22 protein-coding genes are annotated in these 26,100 nt (G+C 42.0%); 10 read left to right on the top strand and 12 right to left on the bottom strand.

The features are described 5' to 3' along the window. Positions 1–2: 2 nt before the first annotated feature. Both JIG41_RS18485 and JIG41_RS18480 read left to right on the top strand, forming a co-directional pair. Positions 3–866 carry a D-Ala-D-Ala carboxypeptidase family metallohydrolase gene (locus JIG41_RS18485; protein ID WP_199525224.1) on the top strand — a complete coding sequence of 288 codons (864 nt, stop codon included), beginning with the start codon at positions 3–5 and terminating at the stop codon, positions 864–866. A 189-nt stretch (positions 867–1,055) separates the two neighbouring features. Next, positions 1,056–2,498: a serine hydrolase domain-containing protein gene (locus JIG41_RS18480; protein WP_199525223.1), complete on the top strand. Its 1,443-nt coding sequence runs from the start codon at positions 1,056–1,058 to the stop codon at positions 2,496–2,498. 166 nt (positions 2,499–2,664) lie between these two features. On the opposite strand, the gene JIG41_RS18475 is transcribed toward JIG41_RS18480, so the two are convergent. Further along, complete coding sequence (locus JIG41_RS18475) at positions 2,665–3,603, bottom strand: LysR family transcriptional regulator (protein WP_065978693.1); 939 nt, start codon at positions 3,601–3,603, stop codon at positions 2,665–2,667. 103 nt (positions 3,604–3,706) lie between these two features. Between JIG41_RS18475 and JIG41_RS18470 the strand changes: the two genes are divergently transcribed. Then, positions 3,707–4,363 (top strand): nitroreductase family protein, encoded by a 657-nt coding sequence (locus JIG41_RS18470; RefSeq protein WP_074989299.1) that lies wholly within the window; start codon positions 3,707–3,709, stop codon positions 4,361–4,363. 44 nt (positions 4,364–4,407) lie between these two features. Here JIG41_RS18470 and JIG41_RS18465 read toward each other — a convergent pair whose 3' ends face one another. The 5 genes from JIG41_RS18465 to dapB all read right to left on the bottom strand — a co-directional run bounded on the left by JIG41_RS18465 (position 4,408) and on the right by dapB (position 11,474). Continuing rightward, the gene (locus tag JIG41_RS18465) at positions 4,408–5,451 is read right to left on the bottom strand and encodes a S66 peptidase family protein (RefSeq protein WP_065978695.1); all 1,044 of its coding nucleotides are present in this window, start codon (positions 5,449–5,451) and stop codon (positions 4,408–4,410) included. 118 nt (positions 5,452–5,569) lie between these two features. Then, positions 5,570–6,046, bottom strand: coding sequence for a transcription elongation factor GreA (greA, locus tag JIG41_RS18460; protein ID WP_199525222.1), 477 nt, complete (start codon positions 6,044–6,046; stop codon positions 5,570–5,572). Between the two features lie 51 nt (positions 6,047–6,097). After that, positions 6,098–9,316 carry a carbamoyl-phosphate synthase large subunit gene (carB, locus tag JIG41_RS18455; protein ID WP_036967675.1) on the bottom strand — a complete coding sequence of 1,073 codons (3,219 nt, stop codon included), beginning with the start codon at positions 9,314–9,316 and terminating at the stop codon, positions 6,098–6,100. 16 nt (positions 9,317–9,332) lie between these two features. Then, complete coding sequence (gene carA, locus JIG41_RS18450; protein WP_199525221.1) at positions 9,333–10,469, bottom strand: glutamine-hydrolyzing carbamoyl-phosphate synthase small subunit; 1,137 nt, start codon at positions 10,467–10,469, stop codon at positions 9,333–9,335. A 207-nt stretch (positions 10,470–10,676) separates the two neighbouring features. After that, entirely contained in the window at positions 10,677–11,474 is a 798-nt protein-coding gene (gene dapB, locus JIG41_RS18445) for a 4-hydroxy-tetrahydrodipicolinate reductase (RefSeq protein ID WP_036967669.1), read from the bottom strand. A 290-nt stretch (positions 11,475–11,764) separates the two neighbouring features. Between dapB and JIG41_RS18440 the strand changes: the two genes are divergently transcribed. Next, positions 11,765–13,078, top strand: a complete 1,314-nt coding sequence (locus tag JIG41_RS18440; protein WP_036967666.1) for a Na+/H+ antiporter NhaC family protein — start codon at positions 11,765–11,767, stop codon at positions 13,076–13,078. 126 nt (positions 13,079–13,204) lie between these two features. Beyond that, on the top strand, positions 13,205–13,987 hold the full coding sequence (locus JIG41_RS18435; RefSeq protein ID WP_065978699.1) for a nucleoside-binding protein: 783 nt from the start codon (positions 13,205–13,207) through the stop codon (positions 13,985–13,987). A gap of 193 nt (positions 13,988–14,180) precedes the next feature. Here JIG41_RS18435 and JIG41_RS18430 read toward each other — a convergent pair whose 3' ends face one another. Both JIG41_RS18430 and JIG41_RS18425 read right to left on the bottom strand, forming a co-directional pair. Continuing rightward, the gene (locus JIG41_RS18430) at positions 14,181–14,369 is read right to left on the bottom strand and encodes a hypothetical protein (RefSeq protein ID WP_075594372.1); all 189 of its coding nucleotides are present in this window, start codon (positions 14,367–14,369) and stop codon (positions 14,181–14,183) included. Positions 14,370–14,458: 89 nt separating this feature from the next. Beyond that, positions 14,459–15,256 (bottom strand): M48 family metallopeptidase, encoded by a 798-nt coding sequence (locus JIG41_RS18425; protein WP_065978701.1) that lies wholly within the window; start codon positions 15,254–15,256, stop codon positions 14,459–14,461. A 195-nt stretch (positions 15,257–15,451) separates the two neighbouring features. Between JIG41_RS18425 and JIG41_RS18420 the strand changes: the two genes are divergently transcribed. After that, the gene (locus JIG41_RS18420) at positions 15,452–16,651 is read left to right on the top strand and encodes a multidrug effflux MFS transporter (protein ID WP_036967656.1); all 1,200 of its coding nucleotides are present in this window, start codon (positions 15,452–15,454) and stop codon (positions 16,649–16,651) included. 24 nt (positions 16,652–16,675) lie between these two features. On the opposite strand, the gene grpE is transcribed toward JIG41_RS18420, so the two are convergent. After that, positions 16,676–17,284: a nucleotide exchange factor GrpE gene (grpE, locus tag JIG41_RS18415; protein ID WP_199525220.1), complete on the bottom strand. Its 609-nt coding sequence runs from the start codon at positions 17,282–17,284 to the stop codon at positions 16,676–16,678. A gap of 58 nt (positions 17,285–17,342) precedes the next feature. Next, on the bottom strand, positions 17,343–18,287 hold the full coding sequence (locus JIG41_RS18410; RefSeq protein WP_036967651.1) for an HrcA family transcriptional regulator: 945 nt from the start codon (positions 18,285–18,287) through the stop codon (positions 17,343–17,345). 121 nt (positions 18,288–18,408) lie between these two features. Here JIG41_RS18410 and nadK point away from each other — a divergent pair, with 121 nt between their 5' ends. The 4 genes from nadK to JIG41_RS18390 all read left to right on the top strand — a co-directional run bounded on the left by nadK (position 18,409) and on the right by JIG41_RS18390 (position 22,171). Next, positions 18,409–19,293, top strand: coding sequence for an NAD(+) kinase (nadK, locus tag JIG41_RS18405; protein WP_036967648.1), 885 nt, complete (start codon positions 18,409–18,411; stop codon positions 19,291–19,293). A gap of 95 nt (positions 19,294–19,388) precedes the next feature. Further along, the gene (locus JIG41_RS18400; RefSeq protein ID WP_036967646.1) at positions 19,389–19,952 is read left to right on the top strand and encodes a hypothetical protein; all 564 of its coding nucleotides are present in this window, start codon (positions 19,389–19,391) and stop codon (positions 19,950–19,952) included. 68 nt (positions 19,953–20,020) lie between these two features. Continuing rightward, positions 20,021–21,694 carry a DNA repair protein RecN gene (gene recN, locus JIG41_RS18395; protein WP_199525219.1) on the top strand — a complete coding sequence of 558 codons (1,674 nt, stop codon included), beginning with the start codon at positions 20,021–20,023 and terminating at the stop codon, positions 21,692–21,694. 78 nt (positions 21,695–21,772) lie between these two features. Continuing rightward, positions 21,773–22,171, top strand: coding sequence for a hypothetical protein (locus tag JIG41_RS18390; protein ID WP_036967641.1), 399 nt, complete (start codon positions 21,773–21,775; stop codon positions 22,169–22,171). 172 nt (positions 22,172–22,343) lie between these two features. On the opposite strand, the gene JIG41_RS18385 is transcribed toward JIG41_RS18390, so the two are convergent. Continuing rightward, the gene (locus tag JIG41_RS18385; protein WP_199525218.1) at positions 22,344–24,461 is read right to left on the bottom strand and encodes a S8 family serine peptidase; all 2,118 of its coding nucleotides are present in this window, start codon (positions 24,459–24,461) and stop codon (positions 22,344–22,346) included. 216 nt (positions 24,462–24,677) lie between these two features. After that, complete coding sequence (locus JIG41_RS18380) at positions 24,678–26,093, bottom strand: FAD-dependent oxidoreductase (RefSeq protein WP_065978706.1); 1,416 nt, start codon at positions 26,091–26,093, stop codon at positions 24,678–24,680. Positions 26,094–26,100 lie beyond the last annotated feature (7 nt).

Genomic DNA, 26,100 nt, shown 5'->3' with positions numbered 1-26,100 from the left:
CTATGAAATTTAGCCTAGTGGTTATCAGTACGTTGTTTGCATGCATAACGCTGCCTATCAGTGCACTTGAGCTCAACAACTCGCTGCACAGTATTGTAATGGATGCGAATGAAGTGCTCACCCTTGATAACACGGCTGACTTTTCTGCTACCGATGTGTCAGATGTAAAAACAGAACGGTTAGGCCCAGCAAGCCTCGCCGTTTATGCTCCTGAAAAAGCAGGGTTTTATTCTTTAGTACTGGCAAATTCACACGCTGAACGCACCTTAATGGTTATTGTAAAAAAGCCGTTTAACGCCAAAAACAAAGTACTGAATAATTACCAAATTGGCACGTACCCTGCTCCATACAAAAACAACCCACAGTACAATGCCCCATCAGGGCTTATTGAAATAACAGAGCAGGATTTAACACGCCAATTAACACCTCATGTGCAAGTTAGAAATGTGATTTGTAAACAAGTGAGTGGTTTCCCAAAATACCTTTATGTTAATAACGACGGGTTAATGATGCTCGAAGATTTACTTAAATTTGTGCAACGTGAAGGAATTAAAGTAACTAAATTTGCCTTTATCAGTGGCTATCGTACACCTCATTACAATCGCTCTATTGGTAATGGACGACACAGTCGTCATCAATATGGTGATGCATTTGATTTATACATCGATGAAAACGGCGATGGCCGCATGGACGATTTAAACGGTGATGGCAAGCTCACCATTGCCGATGTCGATGTACTTTATAAACTGTTCGAAAAATTTCAAAAGCAAAGCCGCTACACTGGCGGTATTGGCCGTTATAAACCTGCGTCTCATCATGGTGGTTTTGTACACATAGACAACCGTGGCTTTACCGCAAGGTGGTAAGACACTCTATTAATAAATGAATTGTAATAGAATGTTTCTATTATATTCCAATGAGATAATGATTAAGCTATTGTGAATTAGTACAAAAATCACACTAAATAGAAAATCCATCGCTCACATAGTGTCACGGCTAAAATGAGACTGCCTCTTTTGGAATTAGAATGGATTAGATTCATCATAAGGACAGCAATGAAAACATTTATAAATTACATAAAACTGCTCTTTATCATTTCAATAATTATTTTTACAAGCCTTGCCCGCAGCCAAGATACGCAAACTGAGATGGCTCACTTTATTCAAGGTTTTCATGACTACAAGCAGTTCAATGGCAATGTACTAGTCGCTAAAGATGGAAAAGTACTGTTTGAAAAAAGTTATGGCTACGCAAACTTTGAATGGGATATTGAGCACAGCGAGAAAAGTAAATTTAGAATAGGTTCGATTACAAAACAATTTACTGCCATGCTCATTTTACAACTTGCGCAACAAGGTAAGCTCAAACTTGATAAACCTCTGGCAACGTACCTTCCTGATTACAGGCAAGATATCGCAGCAAAAATTACTCTTCGACAAATACTCAACCATACTTCTGGGCTTAGTAATTACACTCAATTAAAAACATTTCGCGACGAATATAGTAAAAACAACTACAGCGTTGATGAATTTATCCGCTTATTGTGCAGTGATGATCTATTGTTCGAACCCGGCACTGAATTTCGTTATAGCAACTCAGGCTACTTTATTTTAGGTGCAGTAATTGAAAAGATAACGGGTCAAAAATACAAAGACGTATTACAGAAGAATATTTTAGATCCACTCGGAATGAACGACACTGGCTATGATTCTCACAATAAAATAATTAAATTTCGCGTATCGGGTTACGACAATGGCCTAACTGGCTACAGCAATACAGACTACTTAGATATGTCTATCCCGTATGCTGCTGGGTCTATGTATTCAACAGCACGAGATTTACTAAAATGGGATCAAGCCCTTTACTCAGATAAGTTATTGAACAAAGAATATAAAAAGCAGATGTATCACGTGTCTGAGCAAAGAAATTATGCGCTTGGTTGGGAAGTAACTAACCTTGATAAAAGCACCTATGGAAAACCCCTGACACGTATTCAACATGGCGGTGGCATCAATGGTTTTAATGCATTTATAAGTAGGATAATCGAAGACAAATTACTGGTTATCATTTTAAATAATACCGGTGGTGCGCCACTCACCCCCATGACTAATGGCTTACTTGCAATCTACTATGACAAACCCTACGAAAAAGCGACAGAGCATGTAGATAGCAAACTTTATAACGTATTTAAACGTGAAGGTATTGAAGGGCTAAAGAAAACCTATCAGCAAATGGTGAGTGATGGTAATACGCCAAGAGAAAGGTCGCTAAACTACTTTGGCTATGAATTAATGCAGATGGGTGAGCTAGACGCCGCAATCACGGTGTTTGAACTCAACAATCAATCTTATCCAGATTCCGCAAATACGTTTGACAGTTTAGGTGAAGCATATTTAGCAGCCGGTGATAAACAAAAAGCATTAGCAAGTTACAAAAAAGCGCTCAAGCTAGACCCAGAAAGTAACAGCGCACACGACGCGATTGAAAAACTGCAATAACAAAAGAAGCCACGCCACGTGGCTTCTTTTTACTTTTAGCATGGCTAAAGCGCTCGCGGGCTCACTTTAATTTAAAGTATAAAGCCTGAGGGGAATTTCACCCCACCCTGAGAATGTTGCTTAGCCATAAAGATGAATAAGCCTCGTTATTCTATACTTAAAATAATTAGTTATCGAGTACCCGCTTATCTAAAATACCCTTTTTAATCAGTTGATTGAGTATAGCTTTGGTTTTTTCGCGGCATATATCCCGAACTAAACGAACAGCAGGTGTAATTGATTGCCGACTTGGACAGATAAGCCACAGCTCTGCACATAAATGCGGATAATCTTGCATAACAGGTATTACACGTTCATTAAGCAAATCATCACTGATATCAATGCATGATTTAACTGCAAGGCCTTTCCCTGCAACACACCATCGTCTGACTAAATCACCATCATTCGAGGCACGGCGACCTTGCATTTTTACCTTAAAACGTTCTGTGCCGTCAGTAAAATCCCAGACATTATTAATGATATCTTGCAGTTGATAAAAAAGCCCCTGATGTTGTTTTAACTCATGCGGGTGCTTAGGCATACCATGCTTGGCTAAATAGTCTGGGGTTGCACATAATATACGTGGCACATTACAAATTTTGAAACCATAAAGATTGGAATCTGATGGCGAGCCATAGCGCAGTGCAAAATCGACTGAATCACGGTAAAAGTCAACATTACTATCACTGATATGCGGTCTCAAGCTGAGTTTGGGGTACTCATCTAATAATTCATCAAGCCAAGGAATAATCATATTACGGCCCAGATCAGATGATAACGCCACTCTAAGCTCCCCTTCAATTTCATCATGCTCGCCTTTTAATGCAAGAGTTGCTTGCTCAAGCATGGCAATTGCCTGCTGACATTGAGGCAAAAAGCGCTCACCAGCTGCTGATAAACGCAAGTGACGCGTTGTTCGCACAAATAACTCAGTACCGAGAGCTGCCTCAACACGCTTTATTGCTGCACTCGCTGTTGCTGAGCGCATATCTAGTTTTGCAGCAGCGGTAGTAATGCTGCGGAATTCAGCGACCTTGAGGATTAATTTCAGATCTTCAACCAACATATTAACTAAAATTTTTTGATAATGTTTATTGAATTATGCGCTTTATCGCTAAGTATGCAAGGCGTACACTCAGTCATATTGTTATACATGCGGGAGCAATTACATGACACACCCTATTATTTCAGACTTACAACGCCGTTATACAAGCAAGCGCTACGATGCAACTAAACGCATTAGCCAAGATGATTTGGCCGTTATTTTAGAAGCACTGCGCTTAACTCCTTCATCGATTAACTCGCAACCATGGAAATTCGTAGTAATTGAATCAGACCAAGCAAAACAGCGTTTACACGACAGCTTTGCAAACAAGTTTCAGTTTAATCAATTACATGCGAAGGCCGCCTCACACACTATATTATTTGCTTATAACCCTCGCTACAAACGTGAAGATTATGAAAAAGTCATAGAGGCAGACATTGCTAATGGACGTACAAAAGCAGAAAACAAAGAAAGCGCTTTTGGTGCCTTTGCTTTTGTTGATTTAAATACCGATGAACAAGGCAATAATGCACAGTGGACTAAGTCACAAACGTATATTGCGTTAGGCAATACCATGCATGCCGTGGCTCGTTTAGGCATTGACTCTACTCCGATGGAAGGGGTTGATAAAGATTTACTCGGTGAGCTTTTCGCTGATGAGCTAGATGGGTATGTCTGTGAAGTTGCTTTGGCAATTGGCTATCACGAACCTGAGCAAGATTATAATGCTGCATTACCAAAATCGCGTTTAGATAAAGATACTATTATTTCAGTGATTTAAGCGCTACATGCCCTCTATTACGCCTACTCTCGTAGGCGTAATATTTAATTTAACGTTGTATTGACCTTCACATTACGCGCCATACCTTCACTTAAGTCAGCAGTAATCGTTGCAAAACCACCATTTATAAGCGCTAAATTTGGCGCAACATGTCCAATGTCTGCATCGACAATAACCGGAAATAAGTTGCCTTTAAATGCGAGCTCAATTGCTTGGTATTCATCAAAGTAGCAGTCGTTATTTATTGCAGGGCTGCGACCAAACACAACGGCATTTACATCGGTAAAAACATCATTCAATTTTAACGATAACAAACAGCGTGCAAGTGCCATCGGGCTGAGCTCTGCATTTTCTAAATATAAAATAAGTCCTTCAGGTGCATACTGTTTTTTAAATTCATGTAATGCGTAGTAATTAGAAGGTAATAGTAAACCTAACGTATCCAAACAGCCGCCTATCAAGCGCCCTGACACTTCAATTTTACGTGTGTCTTTGTAGTTTATACAACGCCATTGGCTCGGTGCAGTTAAATCAAACTGTGCCTGCGGCTGGTGCGAATAATCTATAACAGACTGCTGGTAATAAGGTGAGGCCACTTGATTTAATTGACCTTTTTCACCTAATTGTAGTGCTTTGAAAATGTTTGCTAAGTATTCATCAGGATCGTCTGGGTGAATTTGCATTAAATTTGCTGCGTGCAGTGTTGCCCAACCACATCGTGTCGTTAAAGCACATGCAAATGTACTGATATCTGAAAATCCCACTAACCACTTCGGTTGTGCTTGGCTTATCGCATTAAAATCAAGTAAAGATAAAATTTCCATGGTGAGATCGCCGCCCCATGGCGGCATGATAGCGGCAATTGAGTCATCTGTTAAAAACTGCATTAATTCATCTGCACGCTGTTTTGCAGGACTATGGGCTTCGCGTAAGCATGCCCCTTCTATAACTTGAAAGCCTTTTGCTTTTAAGCCCGCCAACACAAGATCTAAACGTGCGTGATATGCTTGATCAACCCCTGATGAAAAAGCGCAAATGGCTATTTTATCGCCTTTTGAAAGCGCTTTAGGGTAGTGAATTTTTGCCATTGTCACCTCTATATAATCGTTAATAGAACGCCAACGTAACGAATAATTGGGTGGCTGTAAACAGGCATAAAAAAACCGCGGTATAAAACCGCGGCTTCATCAATGCTTGGTTAAGCTATTAAATATACTCAACTTCAATGATTTCGTATTCAACTTCACCATTAGGTGTTTTAATGGTAACGGCGTCATCAACCTCTTTACCAATTAAACCACGCGCGATTGGCGAGTTTACAGAGATCAGGTTATTTTTGATATCTGCTTCATCATCACCCACGATTTGGTATTTAACCTCAGCGTCGGTTTCAACATTAACGATAGTCACCGTTGTACCAAAAATAACTTTACCTGTCTGAGGCATTTTAGTTACATCGATGATTTGTACATTTGAAAGCTTCGCTTCAATTTCTTGAATACGACCTTCACAAAAACCTTGTTGCTCGCGAGCAGCATGGTATTCAGCGTTTTCTTTCAAATCACCATGCTCACGTGCGTCAGCAATATCAGCAATGATTTTTGGACGGGTAACTGTTTTTAATTCGTTAAGTTCTTCGCGCAGTAATGCTGCACCACGAACCGTCATCGGAATTGATTGCATATTATTCTCACTTAATCCCAAGGGCGAATAACTCGCCCTTGGCACATTTCCTTAGTTCATTCGCTGGTGTAGTTCCTGAACTGACGTCACTTTGCTACGGTCGTCTGCTTGGTTAGCAGTACAGTTAGCAAATGCCGCGTTCAGTGTCGTTGTGTAGTTAGTCTTGTGCTGTAACGCACCACGACGCAACACCTTCGAATCTTCAATCGCTTGGCGACCTTCAGTAGTGTTTACAATGTAGCTGTATTCACCATTTTTAATTCTATCAAGAATATGAGGACGACCTTCGAATACTTTGTTTACGCGACGAACTGCAATACCAGCGTCTTCAAGTGCTTTGGCAGTACCACCGGTTGCATCTAGCTCAAAACCAAGTTCTGTCATAGTTTTAGCAAGTTCAACAATACGTGGTTTGTCACTGTTGCGTACCGATAGTAACGCGCGACCACCGCGTGGTAAAGTGTTGCTTGCACCTAATTGTGCTTTAGCGAACGCTTCGGCGAATGTTTCGCCAACACCCATTACCTCACCCGTTGAGCGCATTTCTGGGCCACGCATTGGGTCAACACCTTGGAACTTAGCAAACGGTAATACAACTTCTTTAACGCTGTAGTAAGGAGGAATCACTTCTTTGGTGATACCTTGGCTTGCCAATGACTGACCTGCCATACAACGCGCTGCTACTTTAGCAAGTGCTACACCCGTTGCTTTTGATACAAACGGTACTGTACGCGCTGCACGAGGGTTTACTTCGATTAAGTAAACTTGGCCGTCTTTCACTGCAAACTGTGTATTCATAAGACCCACTACGCCAAGCTCAAGTGCCATGTCTGTCACTTGCTTACGCATTACGTCTTGTACTTCAGCAGTTAATGAATGAGCCGGTAATGAACATGCTGAGTCACCTGAGTGAACACCTGCTTGCTCGATATGCTCCATGATACCACCGATAATAACTTGCTCACCGTCACAGATAGCATCAACGTCAACTTCGATTGCGTTATCTAAGAAACGGTCAAGCAATACTGGGGCTTCATTTGATGCAGATACCGCTTCAGTCATGTAACGACGTAAGTCATCTTCATCGTAAACGATTTCCATCGCACGACCACCAAGTACATATGAAGGACGTACAACCAGAGGGAAACCGATTTCAGCCGATTTTACAATCGCTTCTTCTAGAGACGTTACTGTTGCATTTTCAGGTTGAAGAAGGTTTAAACGCTCTACAAGTTGTTGGAAACGCTCACGGTCTTCAGCACGGTCGATTGCATCAGGTGACGTACCAATAACTGGCACACCATTCGCTTCAAGTGCACGAGCCAGTTTAAGTGGAGTTTGACCACCGTACTGAACGATTACGCCTTTTGGTTTTTCAACACGAACGATTTCTAATACATCTTCAAGCGTAATTGGCTCGAAGAATAGACGGTCAGATGTGTCGTAGTCTGTAGAAACAGTTTCAGGGTTACAGTTAACCATGATTGTTTCGTAACCGTCTTCACGTAGCGCTAATGCCGCGTGAACACAGCAGTAATCGAATTCGATACCTTGACCAATTCGGTTAGGACCACCACCAATTACCATGATTTTATCTTTGTCAGACGGGTTCGCTTCACACTCTTCGTCATACGTTGAGTACATGTAAGCTGTGTCTGAACTAAATTCTGCCGCACACGTATCAACGCGTTTGTAGACTGGCACGATATTTAATTGGTGACGTTTTTTGCGAATTTCAGCTTCAGATACACCCGCAATTTCAGCGATACGTGCATCAGCAAAACCTTTGCGTTTAAGCTTGCGTAAGAACTCGGCATTTAAACCAGCCATACCTACTTCGCTGATTGTTTCTTCGTCTTTTAAGATATCTTCGATTTGTACTAAGTACCATGGATCGATTTTAGTCAATTCGAATACATCTTCAACGCTCATACCATGACGCATTGCATCAGCAACATACCAAATACGCTCGGCACCTGGCTCACGCAATTCACGAATGATTTTCTCTTTCGCTTTCGGGTCATCAAGCGCAACAATTGGGTTAAAGCCTGTTGCACCCACTTCAAGACCACGTAATGCTTTGTGTAGTGATTCTTGTTGGTTACGACCAATAGCCATAACCTCACCCACTGATTTCATCTGTGTAGTAAGACGGTCGTTTGAACCTGCGAATTTTTCGAAGTTAAAACGTGGGATCTTAGTCACAACGTAATCGATTGAAGGCTCGAATGAAGCAGGTGTTTTACCACCCGTGATATCATTTTGAAGCTCGTCAAGCGTATAACCTACAGCTAGTTTCGCAGCGATTTTAGCAATTGGGAAACCCGTTGCTTTAGACGCTAGAGCCGATGAACGAGATACACGAGGGTTCATTTCAATGATAACCATACGGCCATCAACTGGATTCACACCAAACTGTACGTTTGAACCACCTGTTTCAACGCCGATTTCGCGAAGTACCGCCATCGATGCATTACGCATGATTTGGTATTCTTTATCCGTCAACGTTTGTGCTGGTGCAACGGTGATTGAGTCACCCGTGTGAACGCCCATTGGGTCAAAGTTTTCGATAGAACATACGATGATACAGTTGTCGTTTTTGTCACGAACAACTTCCATTTCGTACTCTTTCCAACCGATTAATGATTCATCAATTAGAAGCTCATTTGTTGGTGATAAATCTAAACCACGCTCACAAATTTCATCAAATTCTTCTTGGTTGTATGCAACACCACCACCAGTACCACCCATGGTGAATGATGGACGGATAATACATGGGAAGCCGATACGAGTAAGTACATCGTGTGCTTCGTCCATTGAGTGAGCGATTTCAGCACGCGGACACTCAAGGCCAATATTTTTCATTGCAGCGTCAAAACGCTCACGGTTTTCTGCTTTATCGATGGCATCCGCAGTTGCACCGATTAGCTCAACACCGTGTTTAGCCAACACACCGTGCTTGTCTAGGTCAAGCGCACAGTTTAATGCTGTTTGACCACCCATTGTTGGGAGTACAGCATCTGGCTTTTCTTTTTCAATAATTTTTTCTACCACTTCCCAGTGAATTGGTTCGATGTACGTCGCATCAGCCATTTCAGGGTCAGTCATGATAGTTGCAGGGTTCGAGTTTACAAGAATAACTCGATAGCCTTCTTCTCGTAGTGCTTTACACGCTTGTGCACCAGAGTAGTCAAATTCACAAGCTTGACCGATAACGATCGGGCCCGCGCCTAAGATAAGAATGCTTTTTATGTCGGTACGTTTTGGCATTGTTACTCCGGTTAAATTAGTTAGAACGAGCTTGCATCAAGTCGATGAAGTGGTCGAATAAAGGTGCTGCATCGTGTGGACCTGGGCTTGCTTCAGGGTGACCTTGGAAGCTAAACGCAGGCTTATCAGTACGGTGAATACCTTGTAGCGTACCATCGAATAATGAAACGTGAGTTGCACGTAAATTCGCTGGTAATGTCGCTTCATCCGCTGCGAAACCATGGTTTTGCGCAGTGATCATAACCACATTGCGGTCAAGGTCTTTAACTGGGTGGTTACCACCGTGATGACCAAACTTCATTTTTACTGTTTTTGCACCAGAGGCAAGCGCAAGTAATTGGTGACCTAAACAAATACCAAAAATTGGCGTATCTGTTTCTAAAAAGGCCTTAATTGCGTCAATGGCGTAGGTACATGGCTCAGGGTCACCAGGTCCGTTCGATAAGAAAATACCGTCTGGGTTAAGTGCGAGTACGTCTTCAGCAGATGTTTGTGCCGGCACAACGGTTAATTTACAACCGCGGTCAACTAACATGCGTAAGATATTACGTTTAACACCGAAGTCATAAGCAACAACGTGGAATTTCTCGTCTGCTGCTTCTAGCGTTTTAAAGCCTTCACCTAATGTCCAGCTTGATTCACGCCACTCAAAATTTTCCTTGGTTGAGACAACTTTTGCTAAATCCATGCCTTTTAAGCCTGGGAAGGCTTGCGCAGCTTCGAGCGCTTTATTCTCATCTAACTCGTCGCCTGCAATGATACAACCATTTTGAGCGCCTTTATCACGTAAGATACGTGTTAATTTACGAGTGTCGATGTCAGCAATACCTAGGATATTGCGTTCTTTTAAGTAATCACTTAACGATTGCTCGTTACGGAAATTACTTGCTAGCAGTGGCAAATCACGGATCACTAGGCCTTTAGCCCAGATTTGACCCGCTTCTTCGTCTTCGCTGTTAGTACCCGTATTACCGATATGTGGGTACGTCAAAGTTACGATTTGTTCCGCGTATGAAGGGTCAGTCAAAATTTCTTGATAACCAGTCATAGACGTATTGAATACTACTTCACCGACTGACATGCCGTCAGCGCCGATTGCAGTACCGCGAAACACTGTGCCGTCTTCTAGGACTAACAGAGCGGATTTAGTCAAGTTAACCTCCTAACAGTAAAAAACGGGAGTAAAGTCATTTGCTCTACTGCCCGTTTAAAGCGATTGGAAACACGCATTTATGAATTTTTGGCAAATTGGCGCTATTTTACAGTAATTTGCTTTTCAGATCTAATCATAATTAATAAAATAGTAAAAATAAGCGTTATTAACTTAATTTTCACTGAAACTGCCAAAAAAGAAACTAAACTACTTCAAGTCAAGCACATCTTGCATGTCATAAAGTCCAGCCGGCTTATTTTTCAACCAGCCCGCAGCTCTTACAGCACCTAAGGCAAAGGTCATTCTAGAACTTGCTTTATGAGTTAATTCTAGTCTTTCGCCAGAAGTTGCGAAATATGCGGTGTGTTCACCTACTATATCTCCGCCTCGCATGACCGAATAACCGATTTCATTTTGCGATTTTGCTTGTTCATCGTGGCTTCTATCGAAACGTGCAACGTCATCATGTTGCCAGCCTTTTGCCTCTGCAATAGCCTCACCAATAGCTAAAGCCGTGCCCGAGGGCGCATCAATTTTATGACGATGGTGCGCTTCAAAAATCTCTATGTCCATGTCATCGCCAAATTTCACAGCTGCAGTCTGCACTAAGTTAAGCAGTAAATTAACGCCTACGCTATAGTTACGAGCAAAAACAATCGGGATATGCTTTGCTGCATCGTTTAACGCTTCAAGGTCGTCGTGGGTTAAGCCTGTCGTGCCGATCACCATGGCTATATTTTTTTCTACCGCTGTTTTGAGGTGATTACGCATCCCCGCAGGTAAAGTAAAATCAATAAGTACGTCAGTCTCTTTTACATCAGTTTCTTTGCTAAATTGCACATCCGCATCAGCGGCACTGTTTAATTGATTAACAGCTAAATTAATAAGCGGTGAATTTTCACGGACATACGCCCCCGTTAACACAGAGTGCTCATTTTTTGTAACAGCCTCTAATAGTGCAAGCCCCATGCGGCCATTGGCACCAAATACACCTATACGGTTCATACTTTTACCTTATCTATTCTTATTAGCTGGCTAGATTTTATCGAAAACTCATGTAATAGTCAGGTTAGCTTATAAAAAATACAGCGCTAATTTTTTGGATTTATAAAATAACAACAATAATAACAGATAGCCTTTGCATTTAGCCATCTATACATTTAAACTTCTTCCTTTGCGCCGATTTGGTCTTTGGCTTGCGGGCGCTGTTGTTGTTTTTACTTTCATAAAACAACAACTAAATACAGCTAAAAGAAGTTTTTGGCTGTGTTTTTGGTTATCTAACGAGGAATATGATGCAGCCATCATTTAATAAAACAAAAGCAAAACTTTCTTTGTTGCCGCTTTTGGTGTTTGTCGGCTTATTTTTAGGCGCAGGCTTATACTTACAATCTCAAGGTGTTGATTACGCCTTTTATCAACTACCGGCACCGGTCGCTATTTTACCTGCCATTATGTTGGCCTTTATTTTAAATAGAAACACGATTAACCACAGTGTTGAAACGTTTATAAAAGGTGCAGGTCATAGCAATATCATTACTATGTGCTTGATTTACCTTCTTGCAGGTGCGTTTTCTGCCGTCGCAGGCGCAACGGGGGGTGTTGATGCCGTCGTGAATGCCGGTTTATCTCTTATTCCCCCAGCTTTATTACTTCCGGGCTTATTTTTAATCGCTGCCGTGGTTTCAACTGCCATGGGCACATCAATGGGCACCATCGGCGCGATTGGCCCTATTGCCTACGCCGTAGCGCAAAAAACGGGTATCGATCCTGCATTGATGGCCGGTACAATTGTATCGGGTGCAATGTTTGGCGATAACCTATCAATCATTTCTGACACAACAATTGCGGCTACCCGTACACAAGGTTGTGAAATGAAAGATAAATTTCGCGAGAATCTAAAGATTGCTCTGCCTGCTGCTGCACTCACCATAGCATTATTGTTCTTTTTAACACCGGCAGCTGAAGCGGTTGAAACACAGGATTACGATATATTACTCGTGCTTCCGTATGCCTTTATTTTAGTGCTAGCGGTGATGGGATTTAATGTATTTGTGGTGCTGTTTAGCGGGATTATTTTCGCAGCACTAATGGGCTTTACAGGCAGTTATGAAGGCGCAAGCTTTGTAAAAGATATCTACAAAGGCTTTACCGATATGCAGGAAATTTTCTTGTTATCTATGTTTATTGGCGGCCTGTCAGAATTTATTCGTATAAACGGTGGCCTTGATTACATTGCTAACAAAATTCAGGCAATCACGAAAATTATTGCTAAATGGCATCGTAAAGTTGCTGATCAATTAGGTATTGCAGCACTCGTAATGACGAGTAACGTATGTATTGCTAATAATACGGTGTCTATTATTGTTGCAGGCCCTATTGCGAAAAAACTGGCCGATGACGGTGAAATCACTGGCAAGCGCTCAGCCAGTTTATTAGATATTTTTGCCTGTGTAACACAAGGCTCTTTGCCCTACGGCGCACAAGCCTTATTGTTAGGTGCAACGTTTAAAATCAGCCCTTGGCAAGTATCTACATCGTCATATTATTGTTTTATTCTCGCGTTTACTGCGATTGCGGTAATATGCTTACGCCGTAATAAAGCCTAAGTTAAATATTTTTGAGCAGATACGTCATTTTAAGGACGTATCTGCTATAATCCTCACTTTGTATCCCCCTTTATATACTAATTCGCTTAATCAAGTGAATTGTTATGACTACATCAATATTGAGATATGAACTTGAAAAAGATCCTTTCTATTGCTGCGCTATGTGCAGCGAGTACTTCGAGCTATGCGGCTAATTGGAGCTCAACGCAATTACACATCAATAACGGTGAGCACAAAAATCCGTTTTCTTTGGCTAAATCAAACACAACGGTTGTGTCATTACAGCATGCATCTGGTTATGACTATGGCGATAACTTCTTTTTTATTGACTACAGTGATGATGATTTACAAGATGGATATCAAGATAAAGACTTCTATGGTGAATGGTATTCAACCTTTAGCCTGTCAAAAATCTCAGGCAACGATTTTTCATATGGTGCAATTGCTGACGTAGGTTTAACTGCGGGCTTTAACGCTGCTGGAGACTCAAAGGTTCTAAAATATTTACCCGGCGTAAAACTAAGCTGGCAAGCACCAGGTTTTAGCTTTTTATCAACGTTGTTTACAGCCTACATTGATGACAGTGAAGGTGTTGCTCGTGGTGGTGCTCCTACTGAAACAAACAGCTGGATGATTGATGTAGCATGGGGCTACCCATTCACTATTGGCTCACAAAAATTTAATGTGACGGGCCATGTTGAGTACATTGCAGAGCGTGAAAACGAATTCGGTCAAGACGTTAAAGCATGGATTTTAGCACAGCCTATTATTACATGGGATTTAGGTCATGCAATCAGCATGAAAGAGAATACCCTGTTACTTGGCCTTGAGTGGCAATACTGGCATAACAAACTAGGCACAGATACCACTGAATCAGTCCCACAACTTCATGTTGAGTGGACGTTCTAGCGAGCTGCGAGTTATCAATATTCAAGCCTGCAGTCAGCTAGACTACAGGCTTTTTTTAATTAAATTGATTAGAAGTCCATTTAGCCACATAGCGACCACCCGCAACGGCTATTTTCTCTAAGCGGTCACAAGCGTCAAAGGCTACTCCAGAACCAATTTCATTCGTTGTTTTCGCTATAATCTCATCACTTTTTTAGTTGCACATGTAATGTTGCTGATGAGCTTGGTCTAACCGATGGGAAAACCCATCTATGGAGTTAATTTCAATATATTTTGCTTCTATGAAATACTCTGCTTTGGATTTATCTTGCTGTTGTTCAAGTAATGTTACTGAATATTTTTTTGCCAAGTCAGTCATTGAACTAGCTAATTTATCAAGCATGACACAATCACGTTGAACTTTACCTGCTTCAACTCCAAGTGCAAAATGGAATTAAAAAGAGCTGCATAAGCAGCTCTGGTAAGATTTTATTACAGTTTACACTGTGGGTTTCTGCCCTGCGCTTTTGCCGCTTGTTGTGCTTTTAAAGCCGTTGGCATGTGTTTTTGTAGCTCTTTAATTCGATTACCCGGTGCTGGGTGAGTCGACATGAATTCGGGTGTGCCGCTGCTGCCAGCTGCACTCATGTTTTGCCATAATGACACTGACTGCTCTGGGTTAAAGCCGGCCTTTGCCATTAAGTCTAAACCTACAATATCAGCTTCAGATTCATGTGAGCGGCTAAAAGGTAACACCACACCAAATTGTGCGCCGAGTCCAAGTGCTTGCATAATTTCACCGCGATATTGCACATTACCCATATCAAGCGCAGCACCACCGACTTGTAAACCTGTTTGAATCAAGGAGTTTTGCGATACACGTTCATTCGAGTGCTCAGCAATAACGTGTGCAACTTCATGGCCTAACACGGTCGCTAGTTGATCCCTGTTAACCGCTACTTTTAATAATCCTGTATGTACGCCAATGTAGCCGCCTGGTAATGCAAACGCATTCGCGGAATCTTCTTCGAACACCACCACTTCCCATGCTTGTTGAGCATATTCACGCGGCAAAACAGAAATCACATCGTCTGCGATGCATTTTACATACGCATTAACTTTTGGGTCGGAGTTAATCGGCTGTGTTTTCTTCATTTCAGCAAAACTTGCTTGGCCCATTTGACTCATTTGTTGATCTGAGTAGAGCGCGATCTGTGTACGTCCCGTTGGAGACGTTTTACACCCTGCTAAAACAGCGGTGGCTAACACGACCATCATTAACTTTTTCATGTGAATCCTTACAAATACTATTAGTGCAATTGTTGCTAATATAGCAAAGCATTCATTAATTTTATATGAAAATACATTTCCCACCGTGCAAATGTGATTTTTCAGTTAAATCTTTTAGTTAGCAGGCAAACTAAGTTCACCAACGAACGACTCGCTGCTACAATAGGGGTCTATTGATTGATAAATGAGTTTCCAATGCCTTCCCCCGACACATTAAATAAACGCATTTTATTGCCGTTACTGGCAAGTATTGTCGCCATTACTCCGCTGGCAATTGATTTGTATCTACCTGCGATGTTGGTCATTGCCAATGACTTACAAACAACCATGCCAAATGTACAAATTTCATTGAGTATCTATTTAGCTGGCTATGCACTGGGTATGCTATTTTTTGGCCCTATTGCCGATGAGCTTGGTAGACGATTACTGGCTAAAGTAGGCTTAGCGCTGTTTGGTTTAAGTTCGTTAGCACTGGCATTTTGCCATAACATAGAGCTTTTTTGGTCACTTAGGGCAGTACAGGCTTTCACTGGTGCCGCGGCAACCGTGGTTGTACCGGGTATTATTCGTCATATTTACCGTGAGAATACGGCAAAGGGGATGTCGTATGTATCGATGATCATGATGGTAGCGCCCCTTATCGCCCCCACGCTTGGCTCTTTAATTATGGGCATTTCGACATGGCAGGTTATATTTTTAGTGTTAGCTGCGTATAGCTTTGCGATTTTAGCACTTGTGCAGCTTTACTTAATTGATATCCCTATTTTCAAAAGTCAGCAACGTGGTTTAGCGTTATTTTTTAACAGCTATAAAACCGTCTTTTCACGTCAAAGTGCGCGTGCCGACATCGCTAGCTCTATGTTTGCCTCGTTCGCATTTTTCTGCTTTTTAACGTCTGTGCCTTACGTTTATTTGGACTTTTTTAAAGTAGATGAACAACTCTTCGGTATTTTATTTGCCTTTAACGTACTTGCCTTGATGTTCGGTAACTTTATGAATACCCGACTTGTACCACGCTTAGGATCGCGCAAATTACTGTTTATAGGCTTAGGTATTGGCTTTGCATCGGGCTCAGCATTACTGCTGTTTAGTTTAATGCATTTGTCGCTGTATTTTATCGTCGCAAGCATAGCGCCTTTAATGATGAGTTTGGGGATTGTGGCAAGTAATGCCGACTCATTGATTTTAATGCAATTCGAGGAAAAATCAGGGACTGCAACGGCGGTAATTGGTACGTTACGTTTTGGCAGTGGCGCACTCGTAGGACCTATCCTCGCGTTTATTCACCCACAAAGTGCGGTGCCATTTTCAGCCATGATGTTCAGTGCGCTTATCCTTATACTACTTGTGCAGCTTTGGCATCGAAAATTAGACAAAAAAAATGCCTGTCTATGACAGGCATTTTTCTCTAAAAAGCGTTTATTCAGCTTCTTTCGATACCATTACCATAGCAGGACGCAGTAAACGACCGTTCAACGTGTACCCTTTTTGCATAACTGCAAGTACCGTATTAGCTGCTACATCATTGCTTGGTTGAATTGACATCGCTTGATGGAATTCTGGATTAAACTGCTCACCTTGTGGGTTAACAATTTCTACACCAAACTTAGACACGGCATCGTTGAAGCTTTTTACCGTCATCTCGATACCTTCAAGTACAGGCTTAAGCTGCTCATTTTCTTTGTCAGAAAACTCAATCGCACGCTCTAAATTGTCAATCACGGGTAATAATTCGTTAGCAAACTTCTCAAGTGCAAACTTGTGAGCTTTTTCAACATCTTGTGCGGCACGGCGACGCATGTTTTCAACATCTGCTGCGGCACGTACAACACTGTCTTTTTGATCATTTATAGTTTGCTTCGCAGCTTCTAGTTCACTATAAAGTAGTGCAATTTCAGCTTCAGGGCTTAGTTCTTCGCCTTCAACTTGCTCTGCTGCTTCAACGGCTGCGTCAACATCCGCTTGCATTTGTTCAAATTCTTCGTTTAGTTCAACTTCTTGCTCTGGTGATTTTGTCTGCTCAGACATAGCTTAAATGCTCCAATTCTTTACAACTGCGGTAATTATGGGGATTGAATAAAAAGATTCAAGAGGTTGATGACCCGATTAACTCAAATTCTTGGATGATTGCTTCAATTTGTGCTGATTTTGGACAAATAACACAAAAACGACTCTGATATTCGAGGTTATTAAAGTAAGGAAGGCTGATCACCATTAACTCATCACAATCGGTAAATGGAAGTTGTTCTGTGTTTAATACCGACAAACCGTTTCTAAATGCGAGCTTATCTTCAACAAAATTTAAAAAAGAGACGCCTATATTTAAGCTCGTTTGACAGTCTACTTGCTTATATAAATAGTTTTCACCTACCACAATACTGTTATCAGATCCCAGTTTCTGGCTCAATTGGCGAGTCCATTGGGTCAACGAGTCATGGCAGTTGCGCGGTGCAGTATTCGCCATTGCCTGCATACGGTAAAGACCTTCCATCAGAGTTTGTTGACTGAACACCGTATTAAGCCACGTTGCAAACTGATAGCGAACCGAATCACTGGCGTCCTCAGGTTTACTAATACAAATATTGTGACTTTGCCCTGCTCTATCAATCAGTAAAATAAGCCAATCACTGCCATCAAAGTCAAGCACTTCAACCCTAAAAACCAATTGCGAACTCACTTGCGGTAAACCAACACAACAACATACTTTATAACGTTGGCTCAAGCCATGGGCCAGCTCAACAAGTTGTGCTTGTTGAGGTTGCCAATACGTCGCAATTTCGGGCAAAGAGAAAAATTCGGTTAACCAATAGTCAAACCCAGCATTTGTTGGCACGCGGCCTGCCGAGGTATGTGGCGAATAAAGCAACCCTTCTTTTTCAAGCCTTGCCATTGCATTTCGCACTGTGGCAGAGCACACAGCCATGCCCTTTTGCTTTGCTATGCGCGTTGAAGCCACTGGTTGGCCCTCGCCATTACAATATAGGCTCATTACGGCTGAAAAAATTTGTTGATCGCGGGGGTTTAATTTCATAATTCTTACATCTTGACTCTTGCCCTAAGATATTTGGGCACTGCAAGTTTATTTCAAGTTATTTTCAAAGCATTAATTTTTAATGTAATCTATCCCTATGAAATAGTTAAGTGCACGTACCATGGACTCACCGTTTAAAACCATAGGTTTAATTGGTAAACCTAACCACAGCGCCGCGGCTACAACGCTACAGCGATTACACACCTTTTTACGAGCGTTAGGTTTTGAGGTGCTCGTTGAGCAACGAACGGGTCGGCAATTAGAAGATGTGCCTGCAAACAACCTCGTTAAACTCGTTGAGTTAGGCGAGCGTGCTGATTTAGCCATCGTTGTCGGTGGCGATGGCAACATGTTAGGTGCTGCACGTGTTTTAGCGCGTTTTGACGTTGCAGTGATTGGCGTAAACCGTGGTAACCTCGGATTTTTAACCGACTTAAACCCAGAAGGTTTTGAAGCAAGTTTAGAGCAGGTACTAAGCGGTCAATTCATTGAAGAAAAACGCTTCCTGCTAGAAGTAGAAGTATACCGACATGCTGAACTTAAAAGCGCAAATTCAGCGGTTAATGAAGCGGTACTCCATGCCGATAAAGTCGCTCACATGATTGAGTTCGAAGCCTTCATAAATAATGATTTTGTATTTTCACAACGCTCTGATGGTTTAATCGTATCTACACCGACGGGGTCAACGGCCTATTCTCTCTCTGGTGGCGGGCCTATTTTGACACCAGAACTGAATGCTATTTCGTTAGTACCCATGTTTCCTCATACTCTTTCGAGTCGCCCTTTAGTCGTTGATGCCGATAACGAGGTACGCCTTAAACTCAGCTTAGAAAATACCGACAGCTTACAAGTGAGCTGTGACAGCCACGTTGTTTTGGCTGTTTTACCTGGCGATGAAGTGGTTATCAAAAAAGCTGACAAACGGTTACGCTTAATTCATCCAAAAGAATATTCTTATTACAATGTACTGCGAAAAAAACTGAACTGGGGTAGCCGCTTATTTTAAACAGCAATTTTCTTCTTAAATAATTGCCAAGTGAAATCTATTAGCGCAAAATAATTCACTTTACCGTAGTACACATTTAAGGAACCTAAGCAAAAATGAGCTATATAGTTTTTCTTGCTCTTTTATTGTTGATCACTCTACTAGGCTGCTATTGGATCATCGAAAGCAACCGTCGCAAAGCGATAGAAGCCGAAAAAAAACGCTTTCATCAACGTGTAAAAGAGATCAATAACGACTTCAAAATTAAATTAATCGAATTTAGTGAAGCAAAGCTCATTCGCCCTAAAAATGTTGCACGTTTGAACCAAATCACCAGTAATTACTTTGTCGTTCAAGCTCACAACGAAGAAAATCTAACGCATTTAGAGTTTATTAGTGAGTTGTTTATCAGCACCATAATCATGGAAGCAAACAAAGCACAAAGCCCGCATGAACATGACCAACTTGCCGATAGATTACAATACTTTATGGCACAACTTCCTTATAATGGCATTGAATACAATAAAGCGTTTTATCAAGAAGTATTACCCTCATTAATTGAAGTTATTAAATACGCGCCACCTATTAATCAACATGATGACCCAGCGCAAAGCCAGAGTCCATCAATGCCTGATGAATTAAATCACGAAAAACAGATATCAGAATTAACAAAAGCATAAAAATTTAATTTGCAAAACCCGAAAACACTGTATAAATTAACAGTTAATTAGCTGGATGGATAAACAGTATGTTAATCGGGTTAGAAATTAAAAACTTTGCCATTGTAAGTAACTTGAGTACTGAGTGGCACAATGGCATGACAGCCATTACAGGTGAAACAGGTGCTGGGAAATCAATTGCTATTGATGCCCTATCGTTATGTTTAGGCGAACGCGCCGATGCGGGTGCTGTTCGTCCAGGAACTGAGCGTGCAGAAATCTGCGCGCAATTCGATATTACCCAATTACCCCTTGCACAACAGTTTTTAGAGCATCACTTACTGTCTAATGCAGAAGGTGAATGCTTACTGCGCCGTATTATTTGTAAAAATGGCCGGAGTAAAAGCTATATTAATGGCAGCCCTGTCACTGCTGCGCAGCTTAAAGAGCTTGGGCAATACCTCATTTCTATTCATGGTCAACACGCGCATCAGCATTTATTAAAAGCCGAGCATCAGCTGCATTTACTGGATGCATATGCTGGCCATACAAACCTGCTTTCCAATGTTAAAGAACGCTTTAAAGCCTATCAGGCGCTAGTAAAAGAGTTTAACCACTTAGAACAACAACAAGCGCAACAAGCGGCTCAAAAACAGCTACTTGAATACCAAGTTGCTGAATTAGACGAGTTTGCCTTACAACCCGGTGAGTTTGAAGAAATAGAAGCTGAGCACCATAAGTTAAGCCACAGCCAAACTATTTTAGAGTCGTGCCAGCGTGAACTTCAGCACTTATACGAAAGTGATGAGCAAAGTGCATGCTCAATGCTGCAACACAGTGCACAGCAATTTGCTGAACTTGCTGGCTACGATGATAGCCTATCTAGCATTGCTGCGCTTTTAAGTGAAGCCGCTGTTCAAGTTGAAGAAGCAAGCCGTGAAATTCGCAGCTACGTAGATATAACAGATTTAGATCCTGCTCGCCTCGACGAAGTAGAAACTCGTTTAACTGGGGCAATGGATTTAGCACGCAAGCACCATATAAAACCGGAAGAGCTGGTAGAATTTCACCAATCAATTGCGAAAGAGCTTGCTTCAATTAGCTACAATAGTGACCGCTTAGCATCACTAGAAACCGAGATAAATACAGCCCTTGATGAATATAAAGACGCTGCACAGGTTTTAAGTGATAGCCGCCAGCGTTATGCCGAAACACTCAACACATTGATCAGCGATAGCATGGCTAACTTATCAATGGAAAATGGCCAGTTTGCGATTGATATTCAACAAACGAGTGATAAAGCCCCCAGTGCAATGGGATTTGATACCGTGGCGTTTTTGGTATCGACCAACCCTGGGCAACCAATGCAAGCTTTATCGAAAGTTGCATCGGGTGGCGAGCTTTCGCGTATCAGTTTAGCGATACAAGTCATTATCGCCCAGCGCGTGACAACGCCAACACTCATATTCGACGAAGTCGATGTGGGTATTTCTGGCCCAACGGCCTCAGCGGTTGGCAAGTTATTGCGCCAGCTTGGCAAATCAACCCAAGTTATTTGTGTTACGCACTTGCCACAGGTTGCTAGCTCTGGGCATCAGCAATTTTTTGTTGCGAAAGAAATTGCAAATGGTGAAACCTACACACAAATGAATAAGCTCAGTAAAGATGGACGAATAGATGAAATTGCCCGTCTACTCGCTGGCGATAATATTAGCAAAATGGCCAGAGCAAATGCGAAAGAGCTGATTAGTGCGCATGCATAACCACTCTCGCACTTAATGACATTAACGTTTTAGTAAGTAATTAAGGCTATTGTGCATAGCCTTTGACCGGATTATACAATGAATAAACAACGTAAGTTTGGCTTGGCAAGCGGGTTATTATTGAGCTTAAGCTCACCTTTACTGCACGCCTCTGTGTCATATACACCTGTCGTGTCACAAAATTATATGTTCGCTCTACTACAATGCACTTTATTTGCGTTTCCTATCGTGGCGCTGCTTTTGGTGCTATGGAGCCGATGGAAGCACCTAAGGTTTAAACAACGTTTACAAACATATTTATATGCTTCTGCAGCTATGATGCTCATACTGTTTGTAATAGTGAGCCAGCAATCAGAGACAATTTCTGTTTGGTCTGTTGTTGTAATGATTTGTCATTTTATCGTTGTAAGCCTTGCTTACTTTTTACTAAAACAACACAGTAATAAAGTAAAAAACACGTTATCAGGCTGCTGGTAGTCTGTTCTAACTTGTCGGGCTTTTTCTCTGATTTTAAAAAAAACCTACTGATTTTTAGCCATCGTTACACATAGCTTTAAACAGGGTCGGTTAATAAGAATAAGCAATTATAATATTGGTAACGTAGTTAAAGAAATTAGCGGGTAAGCGTAATGTTTACCCGCTGTTTATATTAGTCTTGAGTGACTAACTGCCAGTCGATACGATAATTAGTCACGACGCTGGTATACCCTTTTACTTTGAAAATATAGTCTCCAGCTTGTGTAACCGATAACTGTGCTGTTTCGGGGTTATCAAGTGTCGCAGAGCTTGCGAGGTCTTCTCCCTGACTGTTTGCTATTGAAAAATCAAGGTCTGCAAATGGTTGCCAACTTAATACTGCAGTCACGCCCACAACATTATCTGGTACTGAAACTAAATGCTCAATAATGCTATAGGCTGGGTCAACACCAAGCCCAGCAAGATCTAAACTTACTGATGGTCCCATTGTACCCTCAATACTTGGCATTAACTGTGTAGTAAATGACACACCGGGCTGGGTGACAATACCGTCAAATTCGAATCGATCTAATGCGACTTGTCCTGATATAGTGCGCACTTCAAGTGTATGTGCTGAGTCGTCTAATTGGTTAATTGCCACGGTAATGGCTTCGCCTTTTTCACCACTGACGCTCAACGATTCATACTCGACTCCATCCACTAATATACTGACCTCTCCTCGGTTAGTTGCCGCAAAGTGTATTTTCGCACGCTCACCTTTAAAGCCAACATAAGCAATATTTCCAGGCCCTTTTGCTTTTGCCAGTGTGCCGTTATAAGCACTGCTATCCGTTGTTTCTGACCACTTGCCGGCAAAGTAAACTTTATCAGCAGTGTTGTCTGCTTGCTGCCAAGCACCTTGACTCGAAAATTCAGTGTCTCCAGCTAAAAACTGGCGCATATTACCTTCAGTTTGTAATGCAAGCTCAACTGCTTTTTTCACATTAATATGACCCGCCCCTACTTCGTGCGGTAAGTACTGTCGCCCTGTTTCATCAAACATGTCATCGGCACTGGCTTTTAAAATTTCGTCAATTTGATCAGGCGATAAATGCGGGTTTGCTTCAAGCAGCACAGTGGCAGCACCTGCAACAAAAGGGGTTGCCATCGACGTGCCACTCATCGTCGCATAGTAAACATAATAATCAGGGTTATCTAAATCGATGACCGGTCCTAAAGCGGGCAAAGGGGTATTGAGTGCTCGCGTCGAATATATGCTTGAGCCAGGTGCTGTAATGTCGGGTGTTTTAATCGCATCACCTGGCACACCACGGCTAGAAAAATCAGCCAGCATTCTATTCGGCGTGCCTGCTGCGACGTCAATAACCCAAGGAGCGACGGCATACACATTGAGGGTATCATCACCGTCGCCATCGTTACCCGCAGCAAAAGTGACAATCATGCCGCGTTTGTATGCTTCGAATGATGCTTTGTTTACAGGGTTATTAGGGTCGAAGTTACTTCCTGCTCCCCCTCCCCAACTATTCGTAATAACATCAATATCGTATTTGTGCTGGTTAGCTAATGCATAATCAAAGCCTTTTAAAGAATGTAAAATTGAAATGGCTTCACCAGCAGAAATACCGACAATCTTTGCATCTGGGGCAATGCCATCATGCAAATTAGCACGTGTAGGATCATTCGCAGAAGCAGTGCCACTGCCCGCAACAGTGCCAGCAACATGGGTGCCATGTCCTGATGATGTATCGGTGTTTGGTAACCCTTCGATATCGGCGGTCAAACCGTATAAATCAAGATCGTTTATTAGTTTTACATTTTGAATGGTTTTATCACCGTAAGCTAAATCGGGATGTGTCGCATCGACTCCTGAATCGAGTACAGCCACAACGCCACCTTTGCCTGTAAATAAATAGTTATCATGTACAAAATGACCGCCAGTGATCTCACCCGAGTTATAGTTGTAATAGCGCAGTGGCGCATCATAATAAATACTTTCAATGGCAGGGTTATTTTGTAACTGTGTGACGAGTGAAGGAGTCAGCGTAGCGCCAACCATGGGTAATTCTTTTAAGGCTAAGTACGGCACACCGAGTGACTGCATTACATTATAAACCTGCTGTTTATCTTTAAAGCTTATAATGACTTTGATACTTGGTTCAGTAAGGCTTTGAGTTAGGCTTGTTGTTGATAATTTTTCTGCTAATTCTGGGCCTAGTAAGGCTTGTGCTTGAGTGGCAAAGCTGCCAACCATGCCAAGACCGATGAGTATACTAGAAAGTTTAGTTCGCATTGGTTTATCTCCTGGATTAGTTTGTTACTTTTTTGTAACTACAGAACATATACTCGCAGCGAGTGACACTCACCGATATAGGGGAAAACCCTCATAAGGCTTTAGGAATAGCCCCTGCGTACGCAATCAATATTTTACAAGCACAAAAAAAGCAAGCCCGCAGGCTTGCTTTAATATCTATACAAAATTATGAATGGGGAGTATTGCAGATAGCTATTACACCTCTAGGTAATCCATAATTCCTTCTGCCGCATTGCGACCTTCAAAAATAGCCGTTACCACCAAATCTGAGCCGCGAACAATATCGCCACCAGCGAAGATTTTAGGGTTCGTTGTCTGGTGGGTAAATTCACCTTGTTCAGGTGCATTAATACCACCCCAATGGTTAATTTCAACGCCATATGGTTCAAGCCAATCCATTTTGTGCGGTTTAAAACCAAATGCCATTAACACTTTAGTGGCTTCTATCACATGCTCTGAACCAGCCACTTCTTCAGCACGACGGCGGCCATTTTCATCTGGTTCACCCAGTTGCGTTTTGACCATTCTTACGCCTGCAACTTTACCTTGCTCGTCAACTACAATGCCTTTAGGTTGCACGTTAAAAGTAAACTCAACCCCTTCTTCGCGGGCATTTTTAACTTCACGTTTAGAGCCTGGCATGTTTTCTTCATCACGGCGATAAGCACATGTTACTTTGCTTGCACCTTGGCGAATTGACGTTCTTACGCAGTCCATTGCGGTGTCACCCCCGCCCAATACAACCACTTTTTCGTTGGCCATATCAATATAAGCTTGCTTGTCTTCAGCGTAGCCCATAACACGATTTGTGTTACCAATTAAGAACGGTAAAGCATCATGTACGCCATCGGCATCTTCATTTTCAAATCCTGCGCGCATACTTTGATAGGTCCCTACGCCTAAAAAGACTGCATCATATTCAGCAAGAATTTCATCTAGGGTAATATCAACACCGACTTCCGTGTTTAGTTTAAACTCAACCCCCATTTCAGTGAAAATTTCACGACGCTTCTGCATCACTTCTTTTTCAAGCTTAAATGAAGGAATACCGAAAGTAAGTAACCCCCCTATCTCAGGGTGACGGTCAAATACCACCGGTTTAACACCATTACGCACTAGAATATCAGCACAACCTAACCCGGCTGGACCTGCACCAATAATCGCCACTTTTTTATCAGACCAAACCACATAAGACATATCTGGTTTCCAGCCCATTTTAAAAGCAGTGTCTGTAATATATTTTTCAATATTACCAATTGTTACAGCACCAAACTCTTCGTCAAGTGTACATGAGCCTTCGCATAAGCGGTCTTGTGGACACACTCGACCGCAGACCTCAGGTAAACTATTTGTACGATGTGACAGCTCAGCCGCTTCTAATATACGGCCTGTACGAATTAGCTTTAACCATTGCGGTATATAGTTATGTACTGGGCATTTCCACTCACAATACGGGTTACCACAATCTAAGCAACGGTCCGCTTGTGAATTTACTTGCGTCTCAGAAAACGGCTCGTAAATTTCCACGAATGATTGTTTACGTGCCGAAATCGGTTTTTTACGCGGGTCAACACGTTGTACATCGATAAACTGGTATACATTTTCGCTCATACTACCC

The organism is Pseudoalteromonas sp. bablab_jr011 (assembly GCF_016464045.1).
In the GTDB taxonomy this organism is placed as follows: Bacteria; Pseudomonadota; Gammaproteobacteria; order Enterobacterales; family Alteromonadaceae; genus Pseudoalteromonas; species Pseudoalteromonas lipolytica.
This window is presented reverse-complemented; position numbering and strand designations above follow the sequence as displayed.